Source organism: Caenispirillum bisanense (assembly GCF_039523075.1).
GTDB lineage: Bacteria > Pseudomonadota > Alphaproteobacteria > Rhodospirillales > Rhodospirillaceae > Caenispirillum > Caenispirillum bisanense.
The window spans coordinates 20,394-44,515 of the sequence record NZ_BAAAEP010000002.1 but is presented as its reverse complement, the minus strand read 5'-3'; the positions used below and the strand labels follow the sequence as shown (position 1 = coordinate 44,515).

28 protein-coding genes and 2 tRNA genes are annotated in these 24,122 nt (G+C 69.3%); 19 read left to right on the top strand and 11 right to left on the bottom strand.

What is annotated here, in order from left to right; translation table 11 throughout:
* Positions 1–88 precede the first annotated feature (88 nt).
* Positions 89–964 (top strand): LysR substrate-binding domain-containing protein, encoded by an 876-nt coding sequence (locus ABD056_RS01840; protein WP_343863835.1) that lies wholly within the window; start codon positions 89–91, stop codon positions 962–964.
* A gap of 9 nt (positions 965–973) precedes the next feature.
* Here ABD056_RS01840 and ABD056_RS01835 read toward each other — a convergent pair whose 3' ends face one another.
* Positions 974–1,597: a hypothetical protein gene (locus tag ABD056_RS01835; RefSeq protein ID WP_343863833.1), complete on the bottom strand. Its 624-nt coding sequence runs from the start codon at positions 1,595–1,597 to the stop codon at positions 974–976.
* Between the two features lie 149 nt (positions 1,598–1,746).
* Between ABD056_RS01835 and ABD056_RS01830 the strand changes: the two genes are divergently transcribed.
* The 5 genes from ABD056_RS01830 to ABD056_RS01810 are packed head-to-tail and all read left to right on the top strand — an operon-like array spanning position 1,747 to position 5,248.
* Positions 1,747–2,196 carry a YaiI/YqxD family protein gene (locus ABD056_RS01830; RefSeq protein ID WP_343864182.1) on the top strand — a complete coding sequence of 150 codons (450 nt, stop codon included), beginning with the start codon at positions 1,747–1,749 and terminating at the stop codon, positions 2,194–2,196.
* Positions 2,197–2,229: 33 nt separating this feature from the next.
* Positions 2,230–2,838 (top strand): NUDIX domain-containing protein, encoded by a 609-nt coding sequence (locus ABD056_RS01825; protein ID WP_343863831.1) that lies wholly within the window; start codon positions 2,230–2,232, stop codon positions 2,836–2,838.
* Positions 2,839–2,897: 59 nt separating this feature from the next.
* Positions 2,898–3,881 carry a cysteine synthase A gene (locus ABD056_RS01820; RefSeq protein WP_343863829.1) on the top strand — a complete coding sequence of 328 codons (984 nt, stop codon included), beginning with the start codon at positions 2,898–2,900 and terminating at the stop codon, positions 3,879–3,881.
* A 36-nt stretch (positions 3,882–3,917) separates the two neighbouring features.
* Complete coding sequence (sseA, locus tag ABD056_RS01815) at positions 3,918–4,781, top strand: 3-mercaptopyruvate sulfurtransferase (RefSeq protein WP_343863827.1); 864 nt, start codon at positions 3,918–3,920, stop codon at positions 4,779–4,781.
* A complete protein-coding gene (locus tag ABD056_RS01810; RefSeq protein ID WP_343863825.1) occupies positions 4,778–5,248 on the top strand; it encodes a GNAT family acetyltransferase in 471 nt (156 codons plus the stop codon). Before sseA ends, ABD056_RS01810 begins: the two co-directional genes overlap by 4 nt.
* Positions 5,249–5,347: 99 nt before the next feature.
* Here the strand turns inward: ABD056_RS01810 and ABD056_RS01805 are convergent, their stop codons facing one another.
* Positions 5,348–5,623: a hypothetical protein gene (locus tag ABD056_RS01805; protein WP_343863823.1), complete on the bottom strand. Its 276-nt coding sequence runs from the start codon at positions 5,621–5,623 to the stop codon at positions 5,348–5,350.
* A 380-nt stretch (positions 5,624–6,003) separates the two neighbouring features.
* Here ABD056_RS01805 and metC point away from each other — a divergent pair, with 380 nt between their 5' ends.
* Genes metC through ABD056_RS01790 form a run of 3 tightly spaced genes read left to right on the top strand, consistent with a single transcriptional unit; the run spans position 6,004 to position 8,741 of the window.
* On the top strand, positions 6,004–7,182 hold the full coding sequence (gene metC, locus ABD056_RS01800) for a cystathionine beta-lyase (RefSeq protein WP_343863821.1): 1,179 nt from the start codon (positions 6,004–6,006) through the stop codon (positions 7,180–7,182).
* Between the two features lie 24 nt (positions 7,183–7,206).
* Positions 7,207–7,647: a phosphoribosyl-AMP cyclohydrolase gene (hisI, locus tag ABD056_RS01795; protein WP_343863819.1), complete on the top strand. Its 441-nt coding sequence runs from the start codon at positions 7,207–7,209 to the stop codon at positions 7,645–7,647.
* Entirely contained in the window at positions 7,644–8,741 is a 1,098-nt protein-coding gene (locus ABD056_RS01790; protein ID WP_343863818.1) for a CobW family GTP-binding protein, read from the top strand. Before hisI ends, ABD056_RS01790 begins: the two co-directional genes overlap by 4 nt.
* Before the next feature lie 234 nt (positions 8,742–8,975).
* Here the strand turns inward: ABD056_RS01790 and ABD056_RS01785 are convergent, their stop codons facing one another.
* Positions 8,976–9,401 carry a bacteriohemerythrin gene (locus ABD056_RS01785; RefSeq protein WP_343863816.1) on the bottom strand — a complete coding sequence of 142 codons (426 nt, stop codon included), beginning with the start codon at positions 9,399–9,401 and terminating at the stop codon, positions 8,976–8,978.
* A 143-nt stretch (positions 9,402–9,544) separates the two neighbouring features.
* Between ABD056_RS01785 and ABD056_RS01780 the strand changes: the two genes are divergently transcribed.
* The 7 genes from ABD056_RS01780 (at position 9,545) to ABD056_RS01755 (ending at position 12,954) form a co-directional block, all read left to right on the top strand.
* Positions 9,545–9,621: transfer RNA gene (locus ABD056_RS01780), tRNA-Pro, on the top strand.
* A 29-nt stretch (positions 9,622–9,650) separates the two neighbouring features.
* Positions 9,651–9,977 carry an ETC complex I subunit gene (locus ABD056_RS01775; protein ID WP_343863814.1) on the top strand — a complete coding sequence of 109 codons (327 nt, stop codon included), beginning with the start codon at positions 9,651–9,653 and terminating at the stop codon, positions 9,975–9,977.
* Positions 9,978–10,017: 40 nt separating this feature from the next.
* A tRNA-Arg gene (locus ABD056_RS01770) sits at positions 10,018–10,094 on the top strand.
* A 221-nt stretch (positions 10,095–10,315) separates the two neighbouring features.
* Entirely contained in the window at positions 10,316–10,807 is a 492-nt protein-coding gene (locus tag ABD056_RS01765; protein ID WP_343863813.1) for a hypothetical protein, read from the top strand.
* Positions 10,786–11,481: a biosynthetic peptidoglycan transglycosylase gene (locus ABD056_RS22880; protein ID WP_425544996.1), complete on the top strand. Its 696-nt coding sequence runs from the start codon at positions 10,786–10,788 to the stop codon at positions 11,479–11,481. The genes ABD056_RS01765 and ABD056_RS22880 overlap by 22 nt, the downstream gene beginning before the upstream one ends.
* 80 nt (positions 11,482–11,561) lie before the next feature.
* Positions 11,562–12,560 (top strand): PDC sensor domain-containing protein, encoded by a 999-nt coding sequence (locus ABD056_RS01760; RefSeq protein ID WP_343863811.1) that lies wholly within the window; start codon positions 11,562–11,564, stop codon positions 12,558–12,560.
* Positions 12,561–12,648: 88 nt separating this feature from the next.
* The gene (locus tag ABD056_RS01755; protein WP_343863809.1) at positions 12,649–12,954 is read left to right on the top strand and encodes a hypothetical protein; all 306 of its coding nucleotides are present in this window, start codon (positions 12,649–12,651) and stop codon (positions 12,952–12,954) included.
* A gap of 51 nt (positions 12,955–13,005) precedes the next feature.
* Here ABD056_RS01755 and bioB read toward each other — a convergent pair whose 3' ends face one another.
* The 7 genes from bioB to ABD056_RS01720 all read right to left on the bottom strand — a co-directional run bounded on the left by bioB (position 13,006) and on the right by ABD056_RS01720 (position 20,100).
* Positions 13,006–14,034, bottom strand: a complete 1,029-nt coding sequence (bioB, locus tag ABD056_RS01750; protein WP_343863807.1) for a biotin synthase BioB — start codon at positions 14,032–14,034, stop codon at positions 13,006–13,008.
* Positions 14,035–14,036: 2 nt separating this feature from the next.
* On the bottom strand, positions 14,037–15,407 hold the full coding sequence (gene bioA, locus ABD056_RS01745; protein WP_343863805.1) for an adenosylmethionine--8-amino-7-oxononanoate transaminase: 1,371 nt from the start codon (positions 15,405–15,407) through the stop codon (positions 14,037–14,039).
* Complete coding sequence (gene bioD / locus ABD056_RS01740) at positions 15,404–16,033, bottom strand: dethiobiotin synthase (protein ID WP_343863803.1); 630 nt, start codon at positions 16,031–16,033, stop codon at positions 15,404–15,406. The genes bioA and bioD overlap by 4 nt, the downstream gene beginning before the upstream one ends.
* Positions 16,033–16,797 (bottom strand): methyltransferase domain-containing protein, encoded by a 765-nt coding sequence (locus ABD056_RS01735; RefSeq protein WP_343863801.1) that lies wholly within the window; start codon positions 16,795–16,797, stop codon positions 16,033–16,035. The genes bioD and ABD056_RS01735 overlap by 1 nt, the downstream gene beginning before the upstream one ends.
* Positions 16,790–17,410, bottom strand: coding sequence for an alpha/beta fold hydrolase (locus tag ABD056_RS01730; protein WP_343863799.1), 621 nt, complete (start codon positions 17,408–17,410; stop codon positions 16,790–16,792). Before ABD056_RS01730 ends, ABD056_RS01735 begins: the two co-directional genes overlap by 8 nt.
* Positions 17,407–18,615 (bottom strand): 8-amino-7-oxononanoate synthase, encoded by a 1,209-nt coding sequence (gene bioF / locus ABD056_RS01725; protein WP_343863798.1) that lies wholly within the window; start codon positions 18,613–18,615, stop codon positions 17,407–17,409. The genes ABD056_RS01730 and bioF overlap by 4 nt, the downstream gene beginning before the upstream one ends.
* 105 nt (positions 18,616–18,720) lie before the next feature.
* Complete coding sequence (locus ABD056_RS01720) at positions 18,721–20,100, bottom strand: mechanosensitive ion channel family protein (RefSeq protein ID WP_343863797.1); 1,380 nt, start codon at positions 20,098–20,100, stop codon at positions 18,721–18,723.
* 159 nt (positions 20,101–20,259) lie between these two features.
* Between ABD056_RS01720 and ABD056_RS01715 the strand changes: the two genes are divergently transcribed.
* The 3 genes from ABD056_RS01715 to ABD056_RS01705 all read left to right on the top strand — a co-directional run bounded on the left by ABD056_RS01715 (position 20,260) and on the right by ABD056_RS01705 (position 23,234).
* Positions 20,260–21,936: a L,D-transpeptidase family protein gene (locus ABD056_RS01715; protein ID WP_343863795.1), complete on the top strand. Its 1,677-nt coding sequence runs from the start codon at positions 20,260–20,262 to the stop codon at positions 21,934–21,936.
* A gap of 144 nt (positions 21,937–22,080) precedes the next feature.
* On the top strand, positions 22,081–22,674 hold the full coding sequence (mepK, locus tag ABD056_RS01710) for a peptidoglycan L,D-endopeptidase MepK (RefSeq protein WP_343863793.1): 594 nt from the start codon (positions 22,081–22,083) through the stop codon (positions 22,672–22,674).
* Between the two features lie 140 nt (positions 22,675–22,814).
* Complete coding sequence (locus tag ABD056_RS01705; RefSeq protein ID WP_343863792.1) at positions 22,815–23,234, top strand: VOC family protein; 420 nt, start codon at positions 22,815–22,817, stop codon at positions 23,232–23,234.
* Between the two features lie 27 nt (positions 23,235–23,261).
* Here ABD056_RS01705 and ABD056_RS01700 read toward each other — a convergent pair whose 3' ends face one another.
* On the bottom strand, positions 23,262–23,747 hold the full coding sequence (locus tag ABD056_RS01700) for a DUF192 domain-containing protein (RefSeq protein ID WP_343863790.1): 486 nt from the start codon (positions 23,745–23,747) through the stop codon (positions 23,262–23,264).
* Positions 23,748–24,122: the final 375 nt, after the last annotated feature.

Here is a 24,122-nt window from a genome sequence, read left to right as displayed (position 1 = left end):
CAGGCTAGGACTCCGTTTCAGGATTTGGAAATTCGATGTTAGACTGCATGGCATCGCGTTTCGTAATGAATCTGCCGGAGCCTCCCCCATGGCCGACTTCGACCTCGCCCTGCTGCGCGCCTTCGTTTCGGTGGTGGATGCGGGCGGCTTCACCCGCGCCGGGGAACGGCTGCACCGCACCCAGTCGACCATCAGCCAGCAGATCCGCAAGCTGGAGGACGAGGCCGGGGTGCCCCTGCTCGACCGCTCCGCCCGGCATCTGCGGCTGACCGACGACGGCGAGCGCCTGCTGGCCCACGCCCGCCGCATCCTCGCCCTGTCGAGCGAGGCGCGGGCGCTGTTCACCGGCCGGCGGGCGGAGGCAGTGGTGCGGGTGGGCATCACCGAGGACTACGCCGCCGACCGCCTGCCCGCCCTGCTGTCGCGCTTCGCGGCGGAGCACGCGGCGGTGCGGCTGCACGTGCGCTGCGGCCTCAGCATCGCCATGCTGGCTGACCTGGAGGCGGGCGACCTGGACCTCGCCCTGGTCAAGCAGCTGCGGCCGCGGCCCGATGCCCTCGCCGCCTGGGTGGAGCCGCTCTATTGGGTGGCCGGCGCCGACGGGCGGGCGCTGGCGGAAGATCCGCTGCCGCTGGTGGTGTTCCCGCAGGGCTGCATCTACCGCAACCATGCCGTCCACGAACTGGAGGTCATGGGGCGGGCGTGGCGCATCGCCTATACCAGCCCCAACCTGGCCGGCGTGCAGGCGGCGGTGACGGCGGGGCTCGGCATCAGCCTGCTCGACCGGGCGGAGATCCCGCCCGGCAGCCGCATCCTCGGCCCGGAGGACGGCTTTCCGCCGCTGCCGGAGGCGCAGGTGGCGCTGTTCGCCCGCCAGCCCCTCAGCCCGGCGGCGCGGGCGGTGGCGGACCTGCTGATCGCCTCGCGCGAAGCCTGCGCCGGTGCCAGCCGCCCGGCGGCATGAGCTGCCCGCTCAGTCGTGGCCGCCGCCGTCCTGCTGGCAGGGGGTGGGGGCATCGGCGGTGGCGATCTCGACGATGAACCCGCCGGCGCGGCGGCCATCGGCCCATTCCACCGGCGCCACCGGCAGGACCCGCACATCATCTCCGGCCAGGGCCCGGCACAACTCCTCCACCGGCGCCGCCTCAAGCGGTGCGGCCGACAGGATCACCAGCAGGCCGTAGCGCACCGTGCCGCCGGTATCCGGCCCGCAGGCGGAGTTGAAGGCGGACAGGCGGGCGATGGCGGCGACGACTCCGTTGGGGTCCCACTGCGGCAGCACCTCCACCGCGCCGCGCGGCAGGTCGCGGTGGTTCCACACCATCAGCCCGGCGCGCGCCGTCATCAGCACCGGCGGCAGGCTGGTCGGGCGCGGCAGGCCGGAGGCGGCCAGGGCATCGGCATAGCGGGTTTCGAGCGTAACGTAGGCGCGGCTTTCGGTGCGTTCGAAGCCGGCCAGCAGCTCCCGCGCCAGCACCGCCAGCGTCAGGCCCACCGGCACCCGGTCGGCCAGCCGTCCGCCGCGCGACATGGCGCCGTATTCGCTCAGGGCTGCCGTCACCGCCGCCACCGTGGCGGCCCCCATGTCCATGCGCATTCCTCGGGCTCCCCCAGGGTTCATCCCGCCGAATGGTAGCGCAACCGGACGTCAGGTGCGGCTTTTTCCGCAGCACGGGCGTTGACCGGGAGGCCGCCGCGCGCCACCCTGGCGGCCCGTGACCGCCGCCGCCAGGAACGACCGCCGTGCTGGAGATCTTCGTCGATGCCGATGCCTGCCCGGTGAAAGAGGAGGTGATGCGCGTCGCCGACCGCCACCGGCTGATCGTCCACATGGTCGGCAACCGCTGGATCCGCCTGCCCGAGAACCCGCGCCTGAAGCGGGTGGTGGTGCCGGCCGAGCCCGATGCCGCCGACGACTGGATCGCCGAACACATCGGCGCCGGCGACATCTGCGTCACCCAGGACATCCCGCTCGCCGCCCGCTGCCTGGAGAAGGGCGCCAAGGCCATCGGCAACACCGGCAAGCCCTTCACCCCCGACAGCATCGGCAATGCGTTGGCCATGCGCGACCTGATGGCCACCTTGCGGGAAACCGGCGAGATCACCGGCGGCCCCGCCTCCTTCACCAAGGCTGACCGCTCGCGCGTGCTGCAGGCGCTGGAAGACGCCGTGCAGGCGGTGCGGCGCGGCCGCTGATCCCGTCCGCCCCGCCGCAGGAGCCACCCCGCCATGACCGAACACAAGGTCGAGATCCTGAGCCGCCAGACCGCCTACAAGGGCTATTTCCGCATCGACTCCATCCGCCTGCGCCACAGCCTGTTCGCCGGCGGCATGAGCCCCGAACTGACGCGCGAGGTGTTCGAGCGCGGCCATGCCGTCGCCGGACTGCTCTATGATCCCGACGCCGATGCCGTGGTGCTGGTGGAACAGTTCCGCGTCGGCGCGTGGTCGGCGGGCATGCCGGCGTGGGAACTGGAGTGCATCGCCGGCATCATCGAGGACGGCGAAACGCCCGAGGCGGTGGTGCGCCGCGAGGCCGAGGAAGAGTCGGGTCTGGTGGTCGGCGATGTGGTGCCGGTGGCCCGCTACCTGTCCTCCCCCGGCGGATCGTCGGAAACGGTGGAGGTCTTCTGCGCCCGCGTCGACAGCCGCCACGCCGGCGGCATCCACGGCCTGCCGGAGGAAGGGGAGGACATCCGCGTCGTCGTGCTGCCCTATGCCGAACTGGAACGCAAGGTTTTCGCCGGCGGCATCGGCAACGCCATGACCCTCATCGCCGCCCAGTGGCTGGTGCTCAATCGGGCGGAACTGCGCCGACTGTGGCCGAAGCGCCCTTGAACCTTGCGCCCCGCCGCCATACGCTCAGGCCATATTGTTCTTTGACGGGATTTCACACCATGGACGTGAGAAATGGTCTGGTCGGCAGCGTCGGCAACACGCCGCTCATCAAGCTGGAATGGCCGTCGCGGGTGACCGGGCGCACCATCCTCGGCAAGGCGGAGTTCATGAACCCCGGCGGCAGCGTCAAGGACCGCGCGGCGCTCGCCATCATCCGCGATGCCGAGGCGCGCGGCGTGCTGAAGCCCGGCGGCACCATCGTCGAGGGCACGGCCGGCAACACCGGCATCGGCCTGACTGTGGTGGGCAACGCGCTCGGCTACCGCACCATCATCGTCATGCCGGAAACCCAGAGCCAGGAGAAGAAGGACACCCTGCGGCTGCTGGGCGCCGACCTGCATCTGGTGCCGGCGGTGCCGTTCAAGGACCCGGGCAACTACGTCCACGTCTCCCGCCGCATGGCCGAGGAAACCGGCGCCGTCTGGGCCAACCAGTTCGACAACATCGCCAACCGCGACGGCCACTACGCCACCACCGGACAGGAAATCTGGCAGCAGACCAACGGCCGCGTCACCGCCTTCACCTGCGCCACCGGCACCGGCGGCACCCTGGCCGGCATCGCCCTGGCACTGAAGGAAAAGAACCCCGATGTCCGCATCGTGCTGGCCGATCCCATGGGCTCGGCCCTGTTCTCGTGGAAGAAGCTGGGCGAGCTGAAGGCCGAGGGTACCTCCATCACCGAAGGCATCGGCCAGGGCCGGGTGACGAAGAACCTGGAAGGCGCGCCCCTGGACGACGCCGTGCAGATCCCCGACGACGAGGCGCTGGACGTCGTCTTCAACCTGGTGAAGCACGAGGGGCTGGTGCTCGGCGGGTCGTCGGGCATCAACGTCGCCGCCGCCATGCGCATCGCCCGCGACTTGCCGGAGGACGCGGTGGTGGTCACCATCCTGTGCGACGGCGGCCAGCGCTACCAGAGCAAGCTGTTCAACCCGGAGTTCCTGCGCTCCAAGGGGCTGCCCACGCCGCCCTGGATGGACTAGCATGGCTCTCCACGGATAACCGTCAGGGATGGAGACATGACGAAGAACGCCAAGCCGTCGGCCCTGGTCAGCACCCAGTGGCTGGCCGACCACCTGAGCGCGCCCGACGTGCGGGTGGTGGACGCCACCAGCTTCCTGCCCGGCTCCGGCCGTGATGCGGCGGCGGAGTACCGCGAGTGCCACATCCCCGGCGCGGTGTTCTTCGACATCGACGACATCGCCGACCACAGCACCGACCTGCCGCACATGCTGCCGGCGCCGGAGGTGTTTTCGTCCAAGGTCCGCAAGCTGGGCCTGGGCGACGGCAACACCATCGTGCTCTACGACGCCAACGGCGGCGGCATGGCGGCGGCGCGGGCGTGGTGGATGTTCCGCGTGTTCGGCGCCCGCAGCGTCTTCGTGCTCGACGGCGGCCTGCCCAAGTGGCAGCGCGAGGGCCGCCCGACCGAGGACATCCCGCCGGTGCCGAGCCCGCGCCACTTCACGTCGCGCATGAACTCCACCCTGGTGCGGTCGCTGAAGGACATGATGGCGAACCTGGACAGCCGGCGCGAGCAGGTGGTCGACGTCCGCGCCGCCCCGCGCTATCGCGGCGACGCCGACGAGCCGCGCCCGTCGGCCAAGAAGGGCCACATCCCCGGCGCCGCCAATCTGCCGTGGGCCGACCTCTACGACCCCGAAGCCGGCACCCTGCTGCCGCCCGACCGCCTGCGCGCCCGCCTGGAGGCGGCCGGCATCGACCTCGCGCGGCCGCTGGTGGCCAGCTGCGGCACCGGCGTCACCGCTTGCACCCTGGCGCTGGCGGCGCACGAGGTGGGCAAGGTGGACGTGGCGGTCTACGACGGCTCGTGGGCCGAATGGGGCAATCACCCCGACACCCCGGTGGACCAGGGCGAATGACGGCGGCGCTGGAGACGGCCGCGCCGTCGGCGGCGGTCATCCGCCCGGCGACGGACGGAGAAGAGGCGGCCCTGGGCGCCCTGTGGGATGCCTGCGGCCTGACCCGGCCCCATAACCCGCCGACGTGGGACATCCCCTTCGCCCGTGCCAACCCGTCGTCGGAAGTGCTGGCGGCGGTGGAGGCGGACGGCCGCGTCGTCGGATCGGTGCTGTGCGGCCATGACGGCCATCGCGGCTGGCTCTACTACGTCGCCGTCCACCCCGACCACCGCGGCCATGGCCTCGGCCGCCGGCTGGTGCGGGCGGGCGAGGACTGGCTGGCGGCGCAGGGCATCTGGAAGGTCATGCTGATGGTGCGCGACACCAACGCCGCCGTGCAGGACTTCTACCGCCGCCTCGGCTACGACCGGGACCCCGTTCTGGTGATGTCCCGCCGGGTGCAGCCGCCGCCCAACGAGCGGTCCTGACCCCTCGCCTTTCCCTCCCGCCGCAACGACGAAGGCCGCCGCCGGAGGGGTCCGGCGGCGGCCATGTCGGCAGAAGGGGCGGCGAGCGCGGTAGCGCCGTCAGGCGGTCTTGCGCAGCGCCTCTTCCATCTTCAGGCCGAAGAAGCCGGTGCGGCAGGTGGAGCCGTCGGGGAAACGCCACACGGTCGGGACCGATCCGCCGCTCTGGGTGGAGGTGGGGCTGAGCGGCTCGGCGCCGAAACCGAGCACGATCTCGTCCGCCAGCATGGCCACCGTGTGGGGCGCGATCTTGTCCTTCCAGTCGCAGCCATGGCGGCTTTCCATGGTCAGCGAGAACAGGTTGAGAGCGTGGTGTGCCGTCGGGGTACCGGGCATGATGAAGTCTCTCCTACAGGTTCAGCCTAGCGGTTGGCGCCGGACTGATTCCCTCCGCACGGCGGTTCGGGCCGCCATGTCGTGTTGCATTGCAATATAAGGCAGCGTCTGTTTTAAAACCAGTGCCCCTGCATCAACCGTTCGATGTGGCGCACAGCCAAGGAACGCGCCGTCTTCGACCGGGTTGCGGGCACCCGTTGGAGATAATTTGCGCTCTTTTTGCACCGCACACAAGCCACTTTATCATCATCTACGACCTTCGTCAGGCGGGTGGCGGCGAAAGGCTGGAAACGCGGCCGGCAAGGGGGCAATATGGCCCGCTTGGTACAACCGCAGGCAGGCACCGCCGCCGCCCCCGGGCAGGGAGTCAGGATACCGCCATGAAGACGGATACGCGCATTGTTCATGCCGGCCGCCACCCCAGCCGTTTCCATGGCGCCGTCAGCACGCCGGTCTACCGCTGTTCCACCATCCTGTCGGACAGCGTCGCCGACCTGAAGGCCAAGGCGCGCGCCCGCTTCGATGCCGTCAGCTACGGCCGCACCGGCACGCCCTCGACCATGGACCTGGAGGACGCGGTGGCGGAGCTGGAGGGCGGCGCCCGCGCCATCGCCACCTCCTCCGGCCTGGCCGCCATCGCCGGCACCCTGTCGGCCCTGCTGGCGGCCGGCGACCATGTGCTGGTGACCGACAGCGCCTATTTCCCCACCCGCCGCTTCTGCGACACCGTGCTGACCCGCTTCGGCGTCACGGTGGAATACTACGACCCGCTCATCGGCGCCGGCATCGCCGACCTGATGCGGCCGGAAACCAAGGTGGTGTTCACCGAGGCGCCGGGCTCGCTGACCTTCGAGATGCAGGACATTCCCGCCATCGCCGCCGCCGCCCATGCCGCCGGCGCGCTGGTGGTGATGGACAACACCTGGGCGACGCCGCTCTACTTCCGCTCGTTCGAGAAGGGCGTCGACGTGTCGGTCCACGCCGGCACCAAGTACATCGTCGGCCATTCCGATGCCATGCTGGGGCTGATCGTCTGCCGCACCGACGCCCTGTTCGACCGCATCAAGTCCACCGTCACCGCCTTCGGCTACAGCCTGGCCGGCGATGACGCCTTCCTCGGCCTGCGCGGCCTGCGCACCCTGTCGGTGCGGCTGGCCCACCACCAGGCCAGCACCCTGGAGGTGGCCACCTGGCTGCAGCAGCAGCCGGACGTGGCGCGGGTGCTCTACCCTGCCCTGCCCGACGACCCCGGCCATGCCATCTGGAAGCGCGATTTCCTCGGCGCCTCCGGCCTGCTCGGGGTGGAGCTGCGGCCGGCGCCGGTGGCGGCCATGGAGGCCATGCTGGATGCGCTGACCCTGTTCGGCCTCGGCTATTCCTGGGGCGGCTTCGAAAGCCTCGCCATCCCGACCAGCGGCTCCGTCCACCGCACCGCGACCACCTGGAACCCGGCCGGCCCCACCATCCGCCTGCACATCGGGCTGGAGGACGTGACCGACCTGAAGACCGACCTGGAGCGCGGCTTCGCCGCCTTCCGCGCCGCCGCTGCCGGCGCCTGACCCCCTGCCATCCGCGAAAGAGCCATGACCGACACCGCCGCCGCTGCCGCCCTCACCCGCACGCCCGCCTCCGCCGAGGAGATCGCGGCGCTGCTGGACGTCATCCGCTTCAATGCCGACGGCCTGGTCGCCGTCATCGCCCAGCAGCACGACACCGGCGAGGTGCTGATGATGGCGTGGATGAACCGCGACGCCGTGGCGGAAACCCTCACCACCGGCCGGGTGTGCTACTTTTCCCGCTCGCGCGGCAAGCTGTGGCGCAAGGGCGAAACCTCCGGCCAGGTGCAGACCCTGCTCGACCTGCTGGTGGACTGCGACGGCGACACCCTGCTCGCCGTGGTCGACCAGCAGGGCGTCGCCTGCCACACCGGCCGCCGCACCTGCTTCTTCAATGCCCTGCGCGACGGCCGCGTCGCCGCCGTGACCGAGCCGGTCATCCCGCCGGAGGAGCTGTACGGCCAATGACGGAAACCCTTCCGGTCACGGTGCTGACCGGCTTCCTCGGCAGCGGCAAGACCACCCTGCTCAACCGCCTGCTGCAGCGGCCGGAGCTGGCCGATACCGCCGTGCTCATCAACGAGTTTGGCGAGATCGGCCTCGACCACCTGCTGGTGCGCAAGGTGGACGACGATATCGTGCTGCTCAATTCCGGCTGCCTGTGCTGCACCGTGCGCGGCGACCTGATCACCGCCCTGCGCGACCTGTTCCTGAAGCGGGTGCGCGGCGAGGTGGAGTTCCGGCGCCTGATCATCGAGACCACCGGCCTCGCCGATCCGGCCCCCATCCTCCACACCATCATGACCGACCCGCTGATCGCCAGCCGCTATCGGCTCGATGGCATCGTGACCACGGTCGACTGCCGCCACATCCTCGATCAGCTGGCGGAGCACCCGGAGGCGGCCAAGCAGATCGCCGTCGCCGACCGGCTGGTGCTGACCAAGGCCGACCTGGTGGACGAGGCCGGGCGGGAGGCGGTGGCGCGGCGGCTGGATGCCCTCAACCCGGCGGCGCCGCGTCTGGTCGCCGACCACGGCGCGGTGGAGCCCTCGGCGCTGCTGGAGGCGGGGCTGTTCAAGGCCGACGGCAAGATCCCCGATGTCGCCGACTGGCTGCGGGCGGAAGCCTACGGGACGGAGGATCACGGGCATGGGCACGGACATGGACACGGCGGCCATGACCATCACCACCACCACCATCACCACCACCATCACCACGACGTCAACCGCCACGGCGACCGCATCGCCGCCTTCTGCCTCACCCTGGACGAGCCGGTGGAGTGGCAGCATCTGGTCGAGGCGCTGGAGATGATCATCGCCGCCAAGGGCGAAAGCCTGCTGCGGCTGAAGGGTATCCTCAACGTCCGCGGCGAGGCGGCACCGGTGGCGGTGCATGGCGTGCAGCATGTCTTCCACCCGCCCGCCGCCCTGCCCGGCTGGCCGGAGGGCAGCGACCGCCGCTCCCGCCTGGTGTTCATCACCCGCGATCTCAGCCCGGCGGCGGTGGAAAAGCTGGTGCGAGCCGCCCTGTCCGATGGCGGCGATGAGTACCGCGGCGCCTGATCGTGCTGCGCCGCAGCTATTCCACAAGAGTTGAGCAGGTAAATACCGCAGAAGAACGGCAAATCACGGCAGTTCTTCGTTGACAGGTCAATGTCGCAGTGGCACGCTAGGACTTGGCTGAGAATGCGACATGATCAGTCCCCTCTTAAAGCCTGAAAGACCGCCCCGGGGCTCCCGGAGCGGTCTCTTTTTGTCAGGCGATCAAGGCTCTGCGGCGCGGTCGGGTATGGCCGATCAATCCACCGCCGCCGGCAGGCGGCCCTCGTGCTCCACATAAGGCGCGTACTTCATGTCGCTCTTCAGGATGTGATTGACCAGCCACGTCTTCAGGAAGCGCAGAACTTCCTGGCTGTCCACTTCCTGCGGCGCGCGCTGGAACAGGGTGAGCACGTCGTTGACCGTTGCCTCGATCTCGCGGTGCTTGCGGGCGTGGGCCTTGAGGTCGGGGAAGCGGCATTCGCGCATCACCGTCTCCTCCCGCTTGAAGTGGGTTTCGACGTACCGCTTCAGGCTGCCGATGACCATGCCGATGACCGCCGTGTCCTGCTTCGTCTGGATGGCGTCGTGCAGCTGGTTGATGATGTTGATCAGCATCTGGTGGTCGAAGTCCAGCGTGGCGTGATGCACGCTGTATTCGTCCCGCCACTCCATGAAGGGCATGGTCAGGGGCTCCGCGCCGGGGGTCTGGAATGGTGCCATTTTACAGTTTCGAGACCTTTGTCGCAATGAGGTTATGACCCCGGCCGGCGGGCGCGCATGCAGGCTTGCCAAACGGTGTGCGACCCCATAGGTTTCCCTCCCACCGGGGCGTAGCTCAGCCTGGTAGAGCGCCAGCTTTGGGAGCTGGATGCCGGAGGTTCGAATCCTCTCGCCCCGACCAGGATCAGACGACCACGAGGGACAGGGACCATGGCGATCTCCGTGCGCATTCATCGGCCGGCCAAGACGGCCATGCAGTCGGGCTACGGCAACAGCCGTCGGTGGCTGCTGGAGTTCGAACCGCAGGCGCCGCGCACCGTTGATCCGCTCATGGGCTGGACCAGCGGCCGCGATACCCGCCAGCAGGTGAAGCTGTGGTTCGCCTCCAAGGAAGAGGCGATCGCCTACGCCCGCCAGCAGGGCTACGACTACAAGGTGACCGAGCCCAAGGAACGCCGCGTGAAGCCCAAGGCTTACGCCGACAACTTCGCCTACAGCAAGACGCCGGAGCCCTACCGCATCAAGCACAACGTCTGATGCCTTCCGGCGCCGGCCCGACAGCGCCGGCGCCCGCGCGGCGCCCTTAGCTCAGCTGGATAGAGCATCCGCCTTCTAAGCGGACGGTCGCAGGTTCGAATCCTGCAGGGCGCGCCAGTTGGCGGCGATGCTGGGCACCTCCCGACGGAGGTGCCCAGCTTCAATCTCAGAGACTGCGCCGGCGAGGATGCCGTTGCTTCCGGTCAATGTCTCCTTCAGGCCCCTCCGCCCCTACCGCTCGCTAAGAAACTGCAGAACATCTTATCAGTCACCTCTATGTTTGCGCGACAAATAGTCAGTAGGAAAGTTAACGCCGGTCCAGTGGGAGGAGACATTAGGTGAGCTTTGAATCTTTCTGGGCGGATATTTTGGCTACCCTGATTGGCGGTGTAATACTGGCTGTCCTTTTTTTCTGGTTCCGTGAAAGAGTTGCGCCTTTGCCAAAAGTTACCGGGCGCTGGTACTTCGAGGTCCGCACGGTTGAAACAGCTTACAAGCCGTACGAGGGGATGATTCTCCGATATGTTGCTATGCTCTGGCGCGAGGGGAGCAGGGTTGGAGGAACCGTCGAAAAGATCTACGAAAACTCCTCGACCGGAGAAAGAGATTTTGTGGGAACGAAACGCACCAGAGGACAGGTAGAAGGCTATATAGAAAAAAGCTACTTTGGAAAAGATAGGCTCTTATTGCACGTTATCGAAGTAGGCCACGGGCGCGAGTCCACCAACTTCTATGACCTAATAGCGGAGGAGAACGAAATGACAGGCACATTCAGTTCAATGGTGGCGAACCAATCCGGCGACGTCAGATGGCAAAGAGACGAATTCTAAGATTGTTAATTTTATTGCTGTCGACCCCCCTGATTACCATTTCAAGATGGATTGAAAGCTCTTCATCCGGGACGTTCTCGGCGGATCTGGAGCGGTGCCTAAATACCGTCGACAAATTTTCGGGATCCGTACCTCTCCCATTTGTTGCTACACTGATCGAGGCAGAAGATCATCGCAGCGTCTACCACCTCGGCGTAGACCCGATCGCAATGCTTCGCGCTATATGGATACGAATAGTGTCCGGCCGCGTGCAGGGTGCGAGTACTATCGAGCAGCAGTTTGTAAGGGTGGTCACGGAGCGCTATGAGCGCACCGCCGCCCGAAAGATACGAGAACAATTGCTGGCTATTGCTCTCGCGAGGCATCGCCCGAAGAACTCTGTAGCATCCGCATATTTGGCAATAGCATTCTATGGCAGTGGCTGTATTGGTCTAGAGGGTATGAAGGCGCAGTTTGGAGCGCAGCTTCATAGTCCTTGTGAGAGGCAGGTGCTGCTGTTCATTTCGCAACTCAAGTACCCTCGTCCGCTGCGACCAAGCACTAACTGGCAAGCTAAAATCAATAGGCGGTGCGAGGCAATTCTGGCGCGCAGGAGAAGGTCAGAGTTGCAACGGACGCTTGACTCGCAACCCGTTTTGCTGCCCCCGAGTGAGTCGGGTGGAGAGTTGATCTAGTTAATCGCAACCCTTTGCGCCGGATCCGCGTTCCGTGTCGGATCAGCTGCTTGGCGGCTGCGGGAGGGTGAACAGGCAGAATGCTACGCTTCAGGAAAGCAGCAGGGGATACGGCGCGCGAGCGCAACGTCTACGCCTTCGACATGCCGGACGAGGAGCCGCGCTTCGCCGTCAAGCGCTGGCTGGCCATCTTCGCCGTTGCCGTCGTCATCCTGGGCGTCGTCGGCCATGTCACCTACGTCCGCGACAACACCTTTGCCGCCGCCCGGTCGCAGGGGCTGATCGCCGCCAACCTGCTGGCGCAGAACTCCGCCCGCCTGTTCGATCTGGCCGAGTACCTGGCCATCGACACCGTCGGGCGGGTGTCGGGCCGGTCGTTGGAAGACATCAGCGCCGACCGCGCCCTGTGGCAGACGCTGTCGGCCACCGTCAGCCGCTTTCCCTACGTCAGCGCCGTCACCCTGGTGGATACCGAGGGCAATGTCCGCCTCACCACCCTCGACTTCCCGCCGCCGCCCCTGAACGTGCTCGACCGCGACTACGTCACCGGCCACCTCAATCGGCCGGCGGGGGCGCGCGAGGAAAGCCTGGTCAGCCGCCCTATCTTCGGCCCGCTGGCGAAGCGGCCGGTGTTCTTCGTCAGCCGCCCGTGGCACGGGCCTGACGGCACCTTGCTGGGGGTGGTCGCCGTGTCGCTCCGCAGCGACTACTTCCAGTCCTTCCTGGAAACCTTCCGCCTGCCCTACAACCCGACGCTCCAGCTGGTCCGCCAGCGGGATGGCGCCGTGATCGTGCGCGAGCCGGGCGGCGAGGTGGTGGACATCCAGCACGTGCCGGAGCCCATCCTGACCACCGTCACCTCCGGCCGCCTGACCCAGCCGCTGGAGACGGCGGAGGCCCTCATCACCGTGCAGCGCCTGCCGCAGTGGCCGGTGCATGCGGTGGTGAGCTTCGACCGCGAGATGGTGGAACAGGCGTGGAAGTCGGCGGCGGTGGATTTCGTCGTCATCGGCGCCGTCGCCATCGCCGCGCTGATCGCCCTGGCCGCCCTGGTACCGGGCCGGCGACCGTTCCGCTGACGGAAAGACACGAGGGCGCCGGACCGATCCTTGCGCCCGCTCCCGCGTTTCTCCGGCGACGGTACTGGACCGACAACCGGAGGACACCATGAGTCAGGATCACGGCTCGCACGTCACCACCGATCACGACACCATCCGCAAATGGGCGGAAAGCCGCGGCGGCAAGCCGGCGGCGGTGGCCGAAACCCACCACGGCAAGGATGCCGGCATCCTGCGCATCCTGTTCAGCGAGGAAGCCGAGAAGGGCGGCCTGGAGGAAGTGGAGTGGGAGGCCTTCTTCAAGACCTTCGAAGACCGCGGCCTTGCCTTCCTCTACCAGGAAACCACCAAGAGCAGCGACGAACCGAGCCGCTTCCACAAGTTCGTGGACCGCTCGAAGAACGAGGAACACTGAGGCGCAGCGGCCCGGCCCCGAATGGGAGGGCCGGGCCGCGCTGCCGTCAGGTCACTGACGCTCCGGCTGCATGCCGAGCTTGGCCATCAGCGCCAGGTCGCGGTTCTCTTCCGGGTTTTCCGTCGTCAGCAGACGGTCGCCGTAGAAGATGGAGTTGGCACCGGCGAAGAAGGCCAGCGCCTGTGCCTCGTCCGACAGGCCGCCACGGCCGGCCGACAGCCGCACCCGCGCCTTCGGCATGCAGATGCGGGCGACGGCGATGGTGCGCACCCACTCCAGAACGTCCAGCTGCGCCCCCTGATTGCCGAGCGGCGTGCCGGCGATGGGCACCAGCATGTTGATGGGCACGCTTTCGGGATAAGGCTCCAGGTTCGCCAGCGCCTCGATCAGGCCGGCGCGGTCGCTGCGGCTCTCGCCCATGCCGATGATGCCGCCGGAACAGACGTTCATGCCGACGGCGCGGACGTTGGCGATGGTGTCCAGGCGGTCCTGGAAGGTGCGGGTGGTGACCACCTCCTCGTAATACTCGGGCGAGGTGTCGAGGTTGTGGTTGTAGTAATCAAGCCCCGCCTCCTTCAGCCGCGCCGCCTGGGTCGGCGTCAGCATGCCGAGGGTCATGCAGGTCTGCAGGCCGAGGCCCTTGACGTCGGAGACGATCTCGCACAGGGCGTCGAGGTCGCGGTCCTTCAGCTCGCGCCACGCCGCACCCATGCAGAACCGCCCTGCCCCGGCTGACTTGGCGACTTCCGCCTTGGACAGGATCTCCTGCTTCAGCATCAGCTTGGAGGCCTTGACGCCGGTGGAGTATTCCGACGACTGCGAGCAGTACTTGCAGTTTTCCGCGCAGCCGCCGGTCTTGATGTTGATCAGCGTCGACAGCTGGATGCGGTTGGCGTCGAAGTTGCGGCGGTGAACCTCGTGCGCCTTGGCCAGCAGGTCCATGAACGGCAGCTCGAACAGGGCGAGGATGCCCTCCCGGCTCCAGCGGGCGGCGTCGGCTTCGCCCGTGCCGGCGGCGGGACCGCAGCAGGACGAGGAGGCGGCGGGCGCGGCGCGGTCGAGCGCGGCGGCGTCGGTCATGGTCAGGGCACTCCGAGGGGTTGAGAGGTGGGGGAAGTCAGGCCGTCGCCGGCGGCGGCCAGATCGTCGAGCGCGCGGGCGATGCCGTCCCAGGCGCGGTGCAGCTGATCGTCGCTCAGGCAGTAGGGCGGCAGCAGGTAGACGACGTTGCCGAGCGGCCGGATCAGCAGCCCGTCGCGCCCGAAGCTCTGCCGCAGGCGCGGGCCGACGGCGGCGGCATAGCCGCTGTCGCCGCCCGGCACCTCCACGTCCAGCGCCGCGATGGTGCCCTGCAGGCGCGGCCGCCGCACCAGCGGATGGTCCGCCAGCGCCGCCAGACGGTCGGCATGGATGGCGCCGATGCGGGCGCGGGCGGCGGTGCAGGCATCATCCAGCAGCAGGTCGAGGCTCGCCAGCGCCGCCGCACAGCCGAGCGGATTGGCGGTGAAGGAATGGCCGTGCAGGAAGGCGCGGTCGACGCGCTCGTCCAGGAAGGCGTCATGGATGGCGGTGGTGGTGACGGTCACCGCCATGGGCAGGAAGCCGCCGGTCAGACCCTTGGACAGGCAGACGAAATCCGGCTCCACGCCGGCGCCGAGGCAGGCGAACAGATCACCGGTGCGGCCGAAGCCGGTCATCACCTCGTCGAAGATCACCAGCACGCCCTGGGCGCGCAGGCGCTCCACCACGCCGCGCAGGAACTGCGGCCGATGCATGCGCATGCCGCAGGCGCCTTGCACCAGCGGCTCGATCAGGGCGGCGATGGTGGTGGCGCCGTGCTCGGCCAGATGGCGGTCTAGGGCGGCCAGCGCCTCCGCCTCGCGCGCCTCCACCGCCGCATCGCCCTGCCAGGTGGCGGCGACCGGCAGGATGTCCACCGGGAACAGCATCTCCTGCCAGGCGGTGAAGAAGCGGCTCGACACCCCGGCCGACATGGCGCCGACGGTATCGCCGTGATAGCCGCCGTCGAAGGCGAGGAAGCGGTTGCGCTGCCCGTCGCCGCGGTTGCCGCAGTACTGCAGGGCGATCTTCATCGCCACTTCGACCGCCGTCGACCCATTGTCGGAGAAGAACACCCGGTCGAGCCCGCCCGGCAGCAGCCCCGCCAGCCGCGACGCCAGCCGCACCGCCGGCTCGTGGGTGGTGCCGGCGAAGATCACCTGCTCCAGCCGCGCCGCCTGGGTGGCGATGGCGTCCACCAGCGCCGGGTGGGCGTGGCCGTGCAGGTTCACCCACCACGAGGAAATCAGGTCGAGCACCTGCCGCCCGTCCATGTCCTCCAGCACCGCCCCGTGCGCCCGGCGCACCACCAGCGGCTCCGGCGCCGTGTGGGCCTGGGTGAAGGGGTGCCAGACGTGGGCGCGGTCGAGGCGCAGAAGCTCGTCGCGGGTCATCGGCGGAGCGGCTCCAGGGTGAGGCGGCGGGCGAGATCGGCGACGGCGGCCGGGGTAAGCGGCGTCACATGCGGCAATTCGCCCAGGATGGTGGCGCCGCCGAAGCGGATGATGGCGTCGCGGTTGCGCGGGTTGGGCGGTCCCATCAGGATGATGCCGGCGCACGGCAGGTCGCGGCGGGCCAGGGCCTCCAGGGTCAGCAGCGTGTGGTTGATGGTGCCGAGGCCGGAACGCGCCACCACCACCACCGGCAGGGCCAGCCGCGCCATCAGGTCGGCTATGGTCTCGGTGGCGGTCAGCGGCACCAGCAGGCCGCCCGCTCCCTCCACCACCACCGGCCGCGCACGCGGCGGCAGGCGCAGCGTCGCGAGGTCGAGCACCGCCCCTTCCTCCGCCGCCGCCTGATCGGGGCTGAGTGGCGCGCGGTACGCGAACACCGTCGGCACGATGCGGTCGGGCGGCAGGTCCGCCAGGGCGGCGACGGTGCCGGCGTCCCCTTCCGGCAGGTCGGCGGTGCCGCTCTGCACCGGCTTCCAGTAGTCGCCATCCAGCGCCCGCACCAGGGCGGCGGCGGCCACCGTCTTGCCGACGTCGGTATCCGTGCCGGTGACGAAAATCCCTTTCATTACAGCGGCTTCCGGCGGAGGGCGAAGAGGACGTGGTAAGTCATGTAGACCTGCCCGTCGGGCTGTTCCAACTGCCGCAGCACCCGCCGCAGCTGGCCGGCCGACAGCGGTGCCTGATCGGCGGCGCGGGTATGGGCGCCGATGGCCTTGAGGTCGCGCAGGAAGGCATGGCCGGAGGCGCTGGCGATCACCGGCGACAGCTCCTCGACGCTGCTGCCCGGCCCCATCATGGCGGCCAGTCGGGCGGCATCGGGATAAGGCCGCTCGTAGGGCGCCACGTCGGCGCTGCGGCAGGCGGCATGCCATTCGCGGAAGGTGTCGCGGCCAAGGGTGGCGACCGCCATCCAGCCGCCCGGCCGGACGCAGGCGAACAGGCGGTCGAGGGCGCCGGCCAGATCGTCGAACCACTGCGCCGCCAGACTGGTGCAGACGAGGTCGAAGCGGTCGGCCGGGGCGTCCGGGTGCTCGCCGTCCATGACGTGGGTGGAGACGCCGGGCAGTCCGCGCGCCGCGCAGGCGGCGACCATGCCGGGGGCGATGTCGGTGGCCAGCACGCGCGGTTCCTGCAGACGGTCGACCAGCGAGGCGGTGAGGAAGCCGGTGCCGCAGCCCACCTCCAGCACCCGCGCGCCCGGCGGCAGGGGCAGGCCGGAGATGCGCACGGCCAGATCGTCGGCCACCATGCGTTGGACGCGGGCGGCGGCGTCATAGGTGTCGGCGGCGGCATCGAAGCGGGCGGCCACCCGCTGCTTCCAGCTACTCATGGTCGGGCAGAGCCTCCCGGATGAAGGCGGCGACGGCCGCCGGATCGGTGATGGGCAGCAGATGGCCGCCGGGGCGCAGGGAGGCAAGCGGAAACGCCGCCTGCGTCATGACGGTGGATACAATGGGATCGTCCGCCCCGGCCAGCGCCGCCGTATCGGCCGGCAGGGCGGATCGGCCGTCGCCGCTGCGCAAGAGGTCGAGGCCCCAGGCGAGGCGGGCGGGATCGGGCTCCGCCACCGCCGGGCCGGCGCCGCAGCGGGCGCGGAAGGCGTCAAGCACCTCGCGCGGCTGGGTGGCCAGGCGGCTCTGCATCCGCTCCACCACCCGTGCCGGGGTGGCGTGGGGGAAATCCGCCGCCGCCGTGAAGCGGGGGAAGCCGTTCACCGCCGCCAGCCGGCGCCAGCGGCCGGGCGCCTCGGTCAGCAGCCACAGCACGCCGAGCGAATGGCCGACCGCCAGATCGACCACCGGCGGCATCTCCAGCCGCGGCCGGCCGAAGAACCCGAGGTCGAGCGCCGTCACCGCCACATCGTCACCGAGCAGCGGCCGCACCCCGTCCCACAGGGAGGCATCGAAACCCCAGCCATGCACCAGCGCCACCGTGCGGGTCATGGCGCCGTCACCGCGGTCGTCAGGGCGTCGATCAGCGCCGCCACTTCAGCCTCGCCATGGGCGGCGGAGAGGGCGATGCGCAGGCGGCTGCCGCCGGCCGGCACGGTGGGCGGACGGATCGCCACCACCAGATGGCCGGCCTCTTCCAGCGCCCGGGCGGCGGCCAGGGCTGCCCGCTCCTCCCCCAGCACCGCCGGCACGATCTGCGTGGTCGAGCCGCAGGTGTCGAGGCCGCGCGCCGCCAGCGCCGCCCGCACCCGGGCGCCATGACCGGCCAGACGCTCCCGCTCCGCCTCCAGCTGCGGCACCAGCTCCAGGGCGGCGTCGATGGCGCCCAGCACCGGCGGCGGCAGGGCGGTGGAGTAGATGAAGCCGGCGCAGCGGTTGACCAGCCAGTCGCGCAGCCGCGCCGAACACGCCACATAGGCGCCGAAGCCGCCCAGCGCCTTGCCGAAGGTGCCCATCACCAGGTCGATGCGGCCGGCCACGCCCGCCTCCGCCGTCAGCCCGCGCCCCTGCGGGCCGAGCACGCCGGTGGCATGGGCCTCGTCGACATAGAGGAAGCAGCCGTGCCGCTCCGCCAGGTCGCAGAGGGTCGGCAGGTCGGCGCGGTCGCCGTCCATGCTGAACACGCTTTCAGTGACGATAAAGCGCGGCCCCGGCTCCCCCTCATGCTTGCGCAGAAGGTCAGCCAGATGCTGCATGTCGTTGTGACGGAAGCGGATTTGCCGCACGCCCGCCGCCTTCAGCCCTTCGTGCATGCTGGCGTGGGCCAGGCGGTCGACGAACACCAGCGGCGCCGAGCCGGCCAGTTCCGGCAGCAGCAGGGCGCTCAGCACCGCCTCGTTGGCCTGGAAGCCGGAGTTGAGGATCAGCGCCGCCTCGCTGCCCTTGAAGGCCGCCAGCCGCGCTTCCACCTCGGCATGCAGGTCGAAGGTGCCGCAGACGAGGCGCGAGGCGGTGGCACCCACGCCCCACTCCGCCGCCCACGCCTGGGCGCGGGCGATCAGCGCCGGGTGGCGGGCGAGGCCGAGGTAGTCGTTGGAGGAGAAGTTGACCAGCCGGCGGCCGTCGCGCTCCACCGTCATGGCGCCGCCGCCGGGCTCCACCACCACGGGCCGCACCGGACGCAGCGACCGGCGGCGGCCGGCGGCATCCAGGTCGGCAAGCCGCCCGTCCAGGCGGCGGAGGATCTCGGGGTCCATGGGGCGGCGGGATCTCGGCCGGTTCGCTGATCGGGGCCGACGATTACCAGCACCGCCCGGCCGCCGCAAGACCCGGCGACGGCCGCCGGCGGTGAGCAGCGCGTGTCACGGCGCGGCAGGCGGCGGCGGTTCGCGCACCACGTGCACGGTGCGGCGCATGTGCACGTCGCGCTGCGGGTAGGGCACGGTGATGCCGTTGGCCTTGAGCGCGTCCCACAGGGCCAGCAGCACCTCGCCGGTGACGTTGACGACGCCGTTGGGCGCATCGCAGATCCAGAACCGCAGGATGAACTCGTGCCCGTCGTGGCCGAGGGCGTTCAGGTGGCAGACCGGCTGCGGCTTCGCCACCACCCGCGCCGGCCGCGACGCCGCCTCCACCGCCAGCGCCCGCACCATATGCGGGTCGGCGTCGTAGGAGACGGCAAAGCCCACCTGCAGCCGCACCAGATCGTCGGTATGCGACCAGTTGACCACGTGGTTGGTGATGAACTCCTCGTTGGGGATGAGGATTTCCTTGCGGTCGCGGGTGACCAGCGACACGAACCGTGCCTGCATGGCGATGACCCAGCCGAAGGTGCCGTCGACCTCGATCACGTCGCCCGGCTTGACGCTGCGGTCCATGAGCAGCACCACGCCGGCCACCAGATTGGCCACCACCCGCTGCAGCCCAATGCCGATGCCGAGCCCGAGGCCGCCGCCGAAGATGGCCAGCGCCGTCATGTCCACCCCGATGGCGTTCAAGGCCAGCAGCACCGCCAGCCCGACCAGGGAAAAGCGCAGCAGCTTGCCGATCAGCACCCGGATGGACGGGCTGATGTCGCCCAGCATCTGCAGCTTGCGGTCGGTGATGGTGACCAGCAGCGTCGCCAGCCACAGCAGCACCGCCAGCCACAGCACCCCCTGCACCACCAGCAAGGCCGACAGCCGCACCTGCCCCACCTGCAGCGCCATGGCATCCAGCACCCGCACCGTCGGGCCGTAAAGGTTGGTGATGTCGAGCGCCGCCAGCGTCCACACCACCACCGTGGCGGCCCGGCGGGCAAGGCGGTTATGCAGGATGGAGGTGGCGACGCGAATGACGATCCACGCCGTCAGCAGGCTCGACAGCACGCCCAGCACGCGGGCGTATTCCAGCGGGCCGTAGAACACGATGGCGCGGCCGGCCAGGCTCACCAGCACGGCGAACAGGATGAGGCGAAGCTGCTTGGTCAGCGTCCATGCCACCCGCTGCACCGGCCGCACGGTCTTGAGCCGCACCACCCAGCGCTGCGCCAGTGGCCGCAGCCGGGCGGCCAGCACGGTGGCCAGCAGCCACAGCAGCACCGCCAGCACCACCTGCGCCGCCACCGGGGCGATGAAGACATAAAGCCGCACCCATTCCACGCCCTCGCGCGCCGTCTCTACCCAGGCCTGCCAGTCGGGCAGCGGCAGATCGTCCAGCGGTGGGTCCGGCGGGGCGGATGACGGCGGCGGAGACGGCGGCACGGCGATCTTCCGGATGACGTGCAATTGGACCTGGATCGTCAACGCCTGGACGAAGTGCTTGGTCTCACGTGGATTTGCGGTCAATTTCTGGCATAATTGGAAACCCTGCGGCCCTACCCGTTCGTTTAATGCCTACCCGCAACGCAGGGAGGTGCCACCATGCCACGCCACATCCGCCTCATCCGCCTCGGCCTTGCTGCCGCAGCCCTCGCCCTGCCGTTCGGCCCCCTCGCCGCCGAGACCAGCCGCCCCGATGCGGTGCTGCCGGTGGAGACGCCGCTGACCTCCCCCAACGCCGGCGCCGTCACTCTGGCGCTGCCGCAGGCCGATCCGGCGGTGCGCAGCTTCTATCAGGCCCGCCTGGATTCGCCGGTGTGGCACGACGGCGGCCAGTGGGTGCCGGCCGCCGCCGGGATGCTGGCGGTGATGGCGCAGGCGGGCGACCATGGGCTCGACCCCGCCCACTACCTGCCGCAGCCGCCGGCGGAGATGCTGGCGGCGCCGCCCTCCGACGCGCTGGACGTGACGCTGACCGAGGCGCTGCTGCATTACGTGCGCGACGTCACCTCCGGCCGCATTCCGCCCAAGGACCGGCCGGACCACCGCTACCCCCACGGCGAGCCGCCGGAGGAAGCGACGGCGGCGCTGCGCCTCGCCCAGGTGCTGGCCGATCCCGACCCGGCGGCGGCCCTGGCGGCGGTGCAGCCGGCCGACCCCGCCTATGCCCGGCTGAAGGACCTGCTGGCGGAGCTGCGCCGGCAGCGCGACGCGACCGGCGGCTGGCCGGTGATCCCCGACGGTCCCAGCGTGCGGGAAGGCGAGCGCGACCCGCGGCTGTCGTCGGTGCAGGCGTCGCTCATGCTGCACGGCGACCTGGATGCCGCCGTGGTGCAGGACCGGCTGCGGCCGGAGGTCTACGACCGGCTGCTGGTGGAGGCGGTGAAGCGCTTCCAGGCCCGCCACGGCATCACCGTTGACGGCATCCTCGGCCGCGACACCGTGCGCACCCTCAACGTCCCCATCGACGACCGCATCCGGCAGGTGGTGGCCACCATGGAGCGCCTGCGGTGGGACCCGCCGCCGCCCGCCGCCGGTAAGTTCATCGAGGTCAACGTCCCCGACTACCGCCTTGTCGGCTATGACAGCGGCAGCCCGGCCCTGACCATGACGGTGGTGGTCGGCACCGACGAGAACCGCACGCCGCTGTTCACCGACTACATGGACAACGTGGTGCTGAACCCGACCTGGACGGTGCCGCTGTCCATCGCCCGCAACGAGCTGCTGCCCAAGCTGCGGCGCGACCCCGGCTACACCCAGGGCCGCAACATGGACATCTTCGCCGGCTGGAGCCACGACGCCGCGCGCATCGACCCGTGGGCGGTGGACTGGCACGCCATGAGCGCCAGCCGGCTGTCCTACCGCTTCGTCGAACGGGCGGGGCCGGGCAATGCCCTCGGCCTGGTGCGCTTCTCTCTCAACAACGACTTCGCCATCTACCTGCACGACACCCCGTCGAAGAGCCTGTTCAACCGGCCGCACCGCGCCTTCAGCCATGGCTGCGTGCGGGTGGAGGATTACGACGCGCTGCTCGGATTCGTCGCCGGCCCGGTGGCCGAACGGGCCCGCCAGCAGCTCGCCACCGGCCGCACCATGACCATCCGCCTGCCCCAGAACGTGCCCGTGCGCATGGTCTATCACACCGCCTGGGTGGGGGAGGACGGACGGCCCCAGTTCCGCCGGGATGTTTACGATCTCGACCCTGAAGTGGTGCAACGGATGCGGGAAGGCGGCAGGAAGTTGATCGCGCTGAAGCCGCAGGAGATCGGCGCCCGCTGAAAAAAGGGCTGAAATCTGCCCTCGGGGAGGCATTGTTTTTCTTGATCCCGAGAGTCTCTCGCACCTACCATGGGCGCCAGCGGAGGTCGGAAACCTTAATATCCGGCCCCGTGCTTCGAGAGAGATTCAGAGAGTGAGGGAACGATGCTCCGACCCTGGACCGCCGCCCGTTCGGGCGGATCGGCCCTGAGCCGCCGCGCCGTGCTCACGGGCCTGGCCGGCCTCGCCGCCGCCGCCACGTTCGTCACCGCCACCGGCCCAGCTTCCGCCGCCATCCCCCGCATCCCGTCCAGTCCCGGACGCCTCCGCTTCAACAATCTGCATACCGGCGAAACGCTGGATGTGACCTACCGGGAAAAGGGCACCTACCTGCCCGACGCGCTGAGCGAGATGAACCGCATCCTGCGCGACCACCGCACCGGCGATGTCCACGAAATCGACCCTGCCCTGTTCGATATTCTCGTGGACCTCTCCCGCGCGGTGGACAAGCCCAAGGGGACGTTCAACATCATCTCCGGCTACCGCTCGCCGAAGACCAACGCCATGCTGGCCTCGGCCTCCGGCGGGGTTGCCAAGCGCAGCCTGCACATGGACGGCATGGCCATCGACATCTCCATGGACGGCGCCGGCCTGAAGCACCTGCGCGACGCGGCCATCGGCCTGCAGCGCGGCGGCGTCGGCTTCTATCCCAAGAGCGGCTTCGTCCACGTCGATACCGGCCGCGTCCGCAGCTGGTGACGATGCCTGCCGCGCCCGCCATTGCCCTTCGTCGGCAGTGGCGGCGCGGCGCAGCGTCGCCGGGGCCACAGTGGCCCTTGGCGGCGGCCGCGTCCGACTGTCACACTGGGGCATTGCTCCCCCAGCGTTGAAGGACGCCGATGACCGCCATCACCCCGTTCCACCTCGCCTTCCCCGTCACCGACCTGACCGAGGCGCGCCGCTTCTACGGCGAAATCCTGGGCTGCCCGGAGGGTCGCTCCAGCGATGAATGGATCGACTTCAGCCTCTACGGCCACCAGATCGTCGCCCACACCGCCGGCGAGGTCAGCCGCAAGCACCACAATCCGGTCGACGGCCATGACGTGCCGGTGCCGCACTTCGGCGTCGTGCTGCCGTGGGCCGAGTGGGAAGCCCTGGCCGCCCGCGTGAAGGAAGCCGGCATCAGCTTCGTGATCGAGCCCTACATCCGCTTCAAGGGGCAGGTCGGCGAGCAGGGCACCATGTTCTTCTACGATCCCTTCGGCAATGCGCTGGAGTTCAAGACCTTCAAGGACATGGACCAGCTGTTCGCGAAGTGACGCGGCGGCCCGGCAGCGGTGCCGCCGTCACCCGCCGCTGCCGGGCGGCAGTTCGTTGCCGAAGATGCGGTGGTGAACGATCATCCCCGGCCGGATGCCCAGGCGGTCCACCGTGCCCGCCGCCACCTCCAGCACGCCGCGCACCGGCTCCATGGTGCCGCGCGGGCGCAGGTCGCCGGGCTGGGCGTCGGCCTCGATGTGCAGCACCACGCCGTCGGCGGCGATGAACAGCATGTCGAGGGGGATGAGGGTGTTCTTCATCCACATGAAGGCCGGCTGCGGCCGGTGGTAGTCGAACAGCATGGCGCTGTCGTCGCCCAGGCGGTCGCGGTACATGAGGCCGATGGCCCGCTGCTCCGGCGTTTCGGCGATTTCGGCCATGAAGGTCACCGGCCCGCGCGGCGTCTGCACCACCACCGGCTCCGCCTCCAGCGACTGCGGCTGCCCGCCATGGGCGTACCCCGATACCGTCACAAGCAGCGCGAGAAGAAGACTACGGAAAACGTTCAGCATACAGCACCTCGGGTACGGGAGAGCCGGTGATCTTTTACCGGCATTTGAAGGGTTTTTGAACAGTAGTTCATGGCCGTCACTGCCTGCCCCAGGAAAGACACGGCGCTGCAAGCGGCTTTACTGTGGCACTTTGGCGGGTGCTTTGCTATGCTCCTTTTGTCGAGCATTGCAGTAGACTCGCAGCCTGCTTTCGTTCGATGCGACCCGGTACCGTACCAGTTTCACCCGCTGGCGGTACCGCCGGCGTCGGGCCGCCCCAGTCAGCCCATCTGCCGGCCCGTCCCGGACCCGAGAAGAGAAACGCCGCGCGGCAGCCTGCGCGGCGTTTCTTGTTGCGCCCGGCCGCCGCCGCCGCTTGACCCCCGCCGCGACCGC

Excerpts from the sequence above, each read along its gene's own strand:
- ABD056_RS01790 (WP_343863818.1), top strand. The coding sequence starts at position 7,644 with ATGACGGAAACCCTTCCGGTCACGGTGCTGACCGGCTTCCTCGGCAGC.
- bioF (WP_343863798.1), bottom strand. The coding sequence starts at position 18,615 with ATGGACCCCGAGATCCTCCGCCGCCTGGACGGGCGGCTTGCCGACCTG.
- ABD056_RS01715 (WP_343863795.1), top strand. The coding sequence starts at position 20,260 with ATGCCACGCCACATCCGCCTCATCCGCCTCGGCCTTGCTGCCGCAGCC.
- ABD056_RS22880 (WP_425544996.1), top strand. The coding sequence starts at position 10,786 with ATGGCAAAGAGACGAATTCTAAGATTGTTAATTTTATTGCTGTCGACC.
- ABD056_RS01825 (WP_343863831.1), top strand. The coding sequence starts at position 2,230 with ATGACCGAACACAAGGTCGAGATCCTGAGCCGCCAGACCGCCTACAAG.
- ABD056_RS01700 (WP_343863790.1), bottom strand. The coding sequence starts at position 23,747 with ATGCTGAACGTTTTCCGTAGTCTTCTTCTCGCGCTGCTTGTGACGGTA.
- ABD056_RS01840 (WP_343863835.1), top strand. The coding sequence starts at position 89 with ATGGCCGACTTCGACCTCGCCCTGCTGCGCGCCTTCGTTTCGGTGGTG.
- ABD056_RS01785 (WP_343863816.1), bottom strand. The coding sequence starts at position 9,401 with ATGCCCTTCATGGAGTGGCGGGACGAATACAGCGTGCATCACGCCACG.
- ABD056_RS01730 (WP_343863799.1), bottom strand. The coding sequence starts at position 17,410 with ATGACCCGCACGGTGGCGCTGGTGCATGGCTGGGGTTTCGATGCCTCC.
- bioB (WP_343863807.1), bottom strand. The coding sequence starts at position 14,034 with ATGACCGACGCCGCCGCGCTCGACCGCGCCGCGCCCGCCGCCTCCTCG.
- bioD (WP_343863803.1), bottom strand. The coding sequence starts at position 16,033 with ATGAAAGGGATTTTCGTCACCGGCACGGATACCGACGTCGGCAAGACG.
- hisI (WP_343863819.1), top strand. The coding sequence starts at position 7,207 with ATGACCGACACCGCCGCCGCTGCCGCCCTCACCCGCACGCCCGCCTCC.
- ABD056_RS01755 (WP_343863809.1), top strand. The coding sequence starts at position 12,649 with ATGAGTCAGGATCACGGCTCGCACGTCACCACCGATCACGACACCATC.
- ABD056_RS01775 (WP_343863814.1), top strand. The coding sequence starts at position 9,651 with ATGGCGATCTCCGTGCGCATTCATCGGCCGGCCAAGACGGCCATGCAG.
- ABD056_RS01735 (WP_343863801.1), bottom strand. The coding sequence starts at position 16,797 with ATGAGTAGCTGGAAGCAGCGGGTGGCCGCCCGCTTCGATGCCGCCGCC.
- mepK (WP_343863793.1), top strand. The coding sequence starts at position 22,081 with ATGCTCCGACCCTGGACCGCCGCCCGTTCGGGCGGATCGGCCCTGAGC.
- ABD056_RS01760 (WP_343863811.1), top strand. The coding sequence starts at position 11,562 with ATGCTACGCTTCAGGAAAGCAGCAGGGGATACGGCGCGCGAGCGCAAC.
- ABD056_RS01810 (WP_343863825.1), top strand. The coding sequence starts at position 4,778 with ATGACGGCGGCGCTGGAGACGGCCGCGCCGTCGGCGGCGGTCATCCGC.
- ABD056_RS01835 (WP_343863833.1), bottom strand. The coding sequence starts at position 1,597 with ATGCGCATGGACATGGGGGCCGCCACGGTGGCGGCGGTGACGGCAGCC.
- ABD056_RS01805 (WP_343863823.1), bottom strand. The coding sequence starts at position 5,623 with ATGCCCGGTACCCCGACGGCACACCACGCTCTCAACCTGTTCTCGCTG.
- ABD056_RS01820 (WP_343863829.1), top strand. The coding sequence starts at position 2,898 with ATGGACGTGAGAAATGGTCTGGTCGGCAGCGTCGGCAACACGCCGCTC.
- sseA (WP_343863827.1), top strand. The coding sequence starts at position 3,918 with ATGACGAAGAACGCCAAGCCGTCGGCCCTGGTCAGCACCCAGTGGCTG.
- metC (WP_343863821.1), top strand. The coding sequence starts at position 6,004 with ATGAAGACGGATACGCGCATTGTTCATGCCGGCCGCCACCCCAGCCGT.
- bioA (WP_343863805.1), bottom strand. The coding sequence starts at position 15,407 with ATGACCCGCGACGAGCTTCTGCGCCTCGACCGCGCCCACGTCTGGCAC.
- ABD056_RS01705 (WP_343863792.1), top strand. The coding sequence starts at position 22,815 with ATGACCGCCATCACCCCGTTCCACCTCGCCTTCCCCGTCACCGACCTG.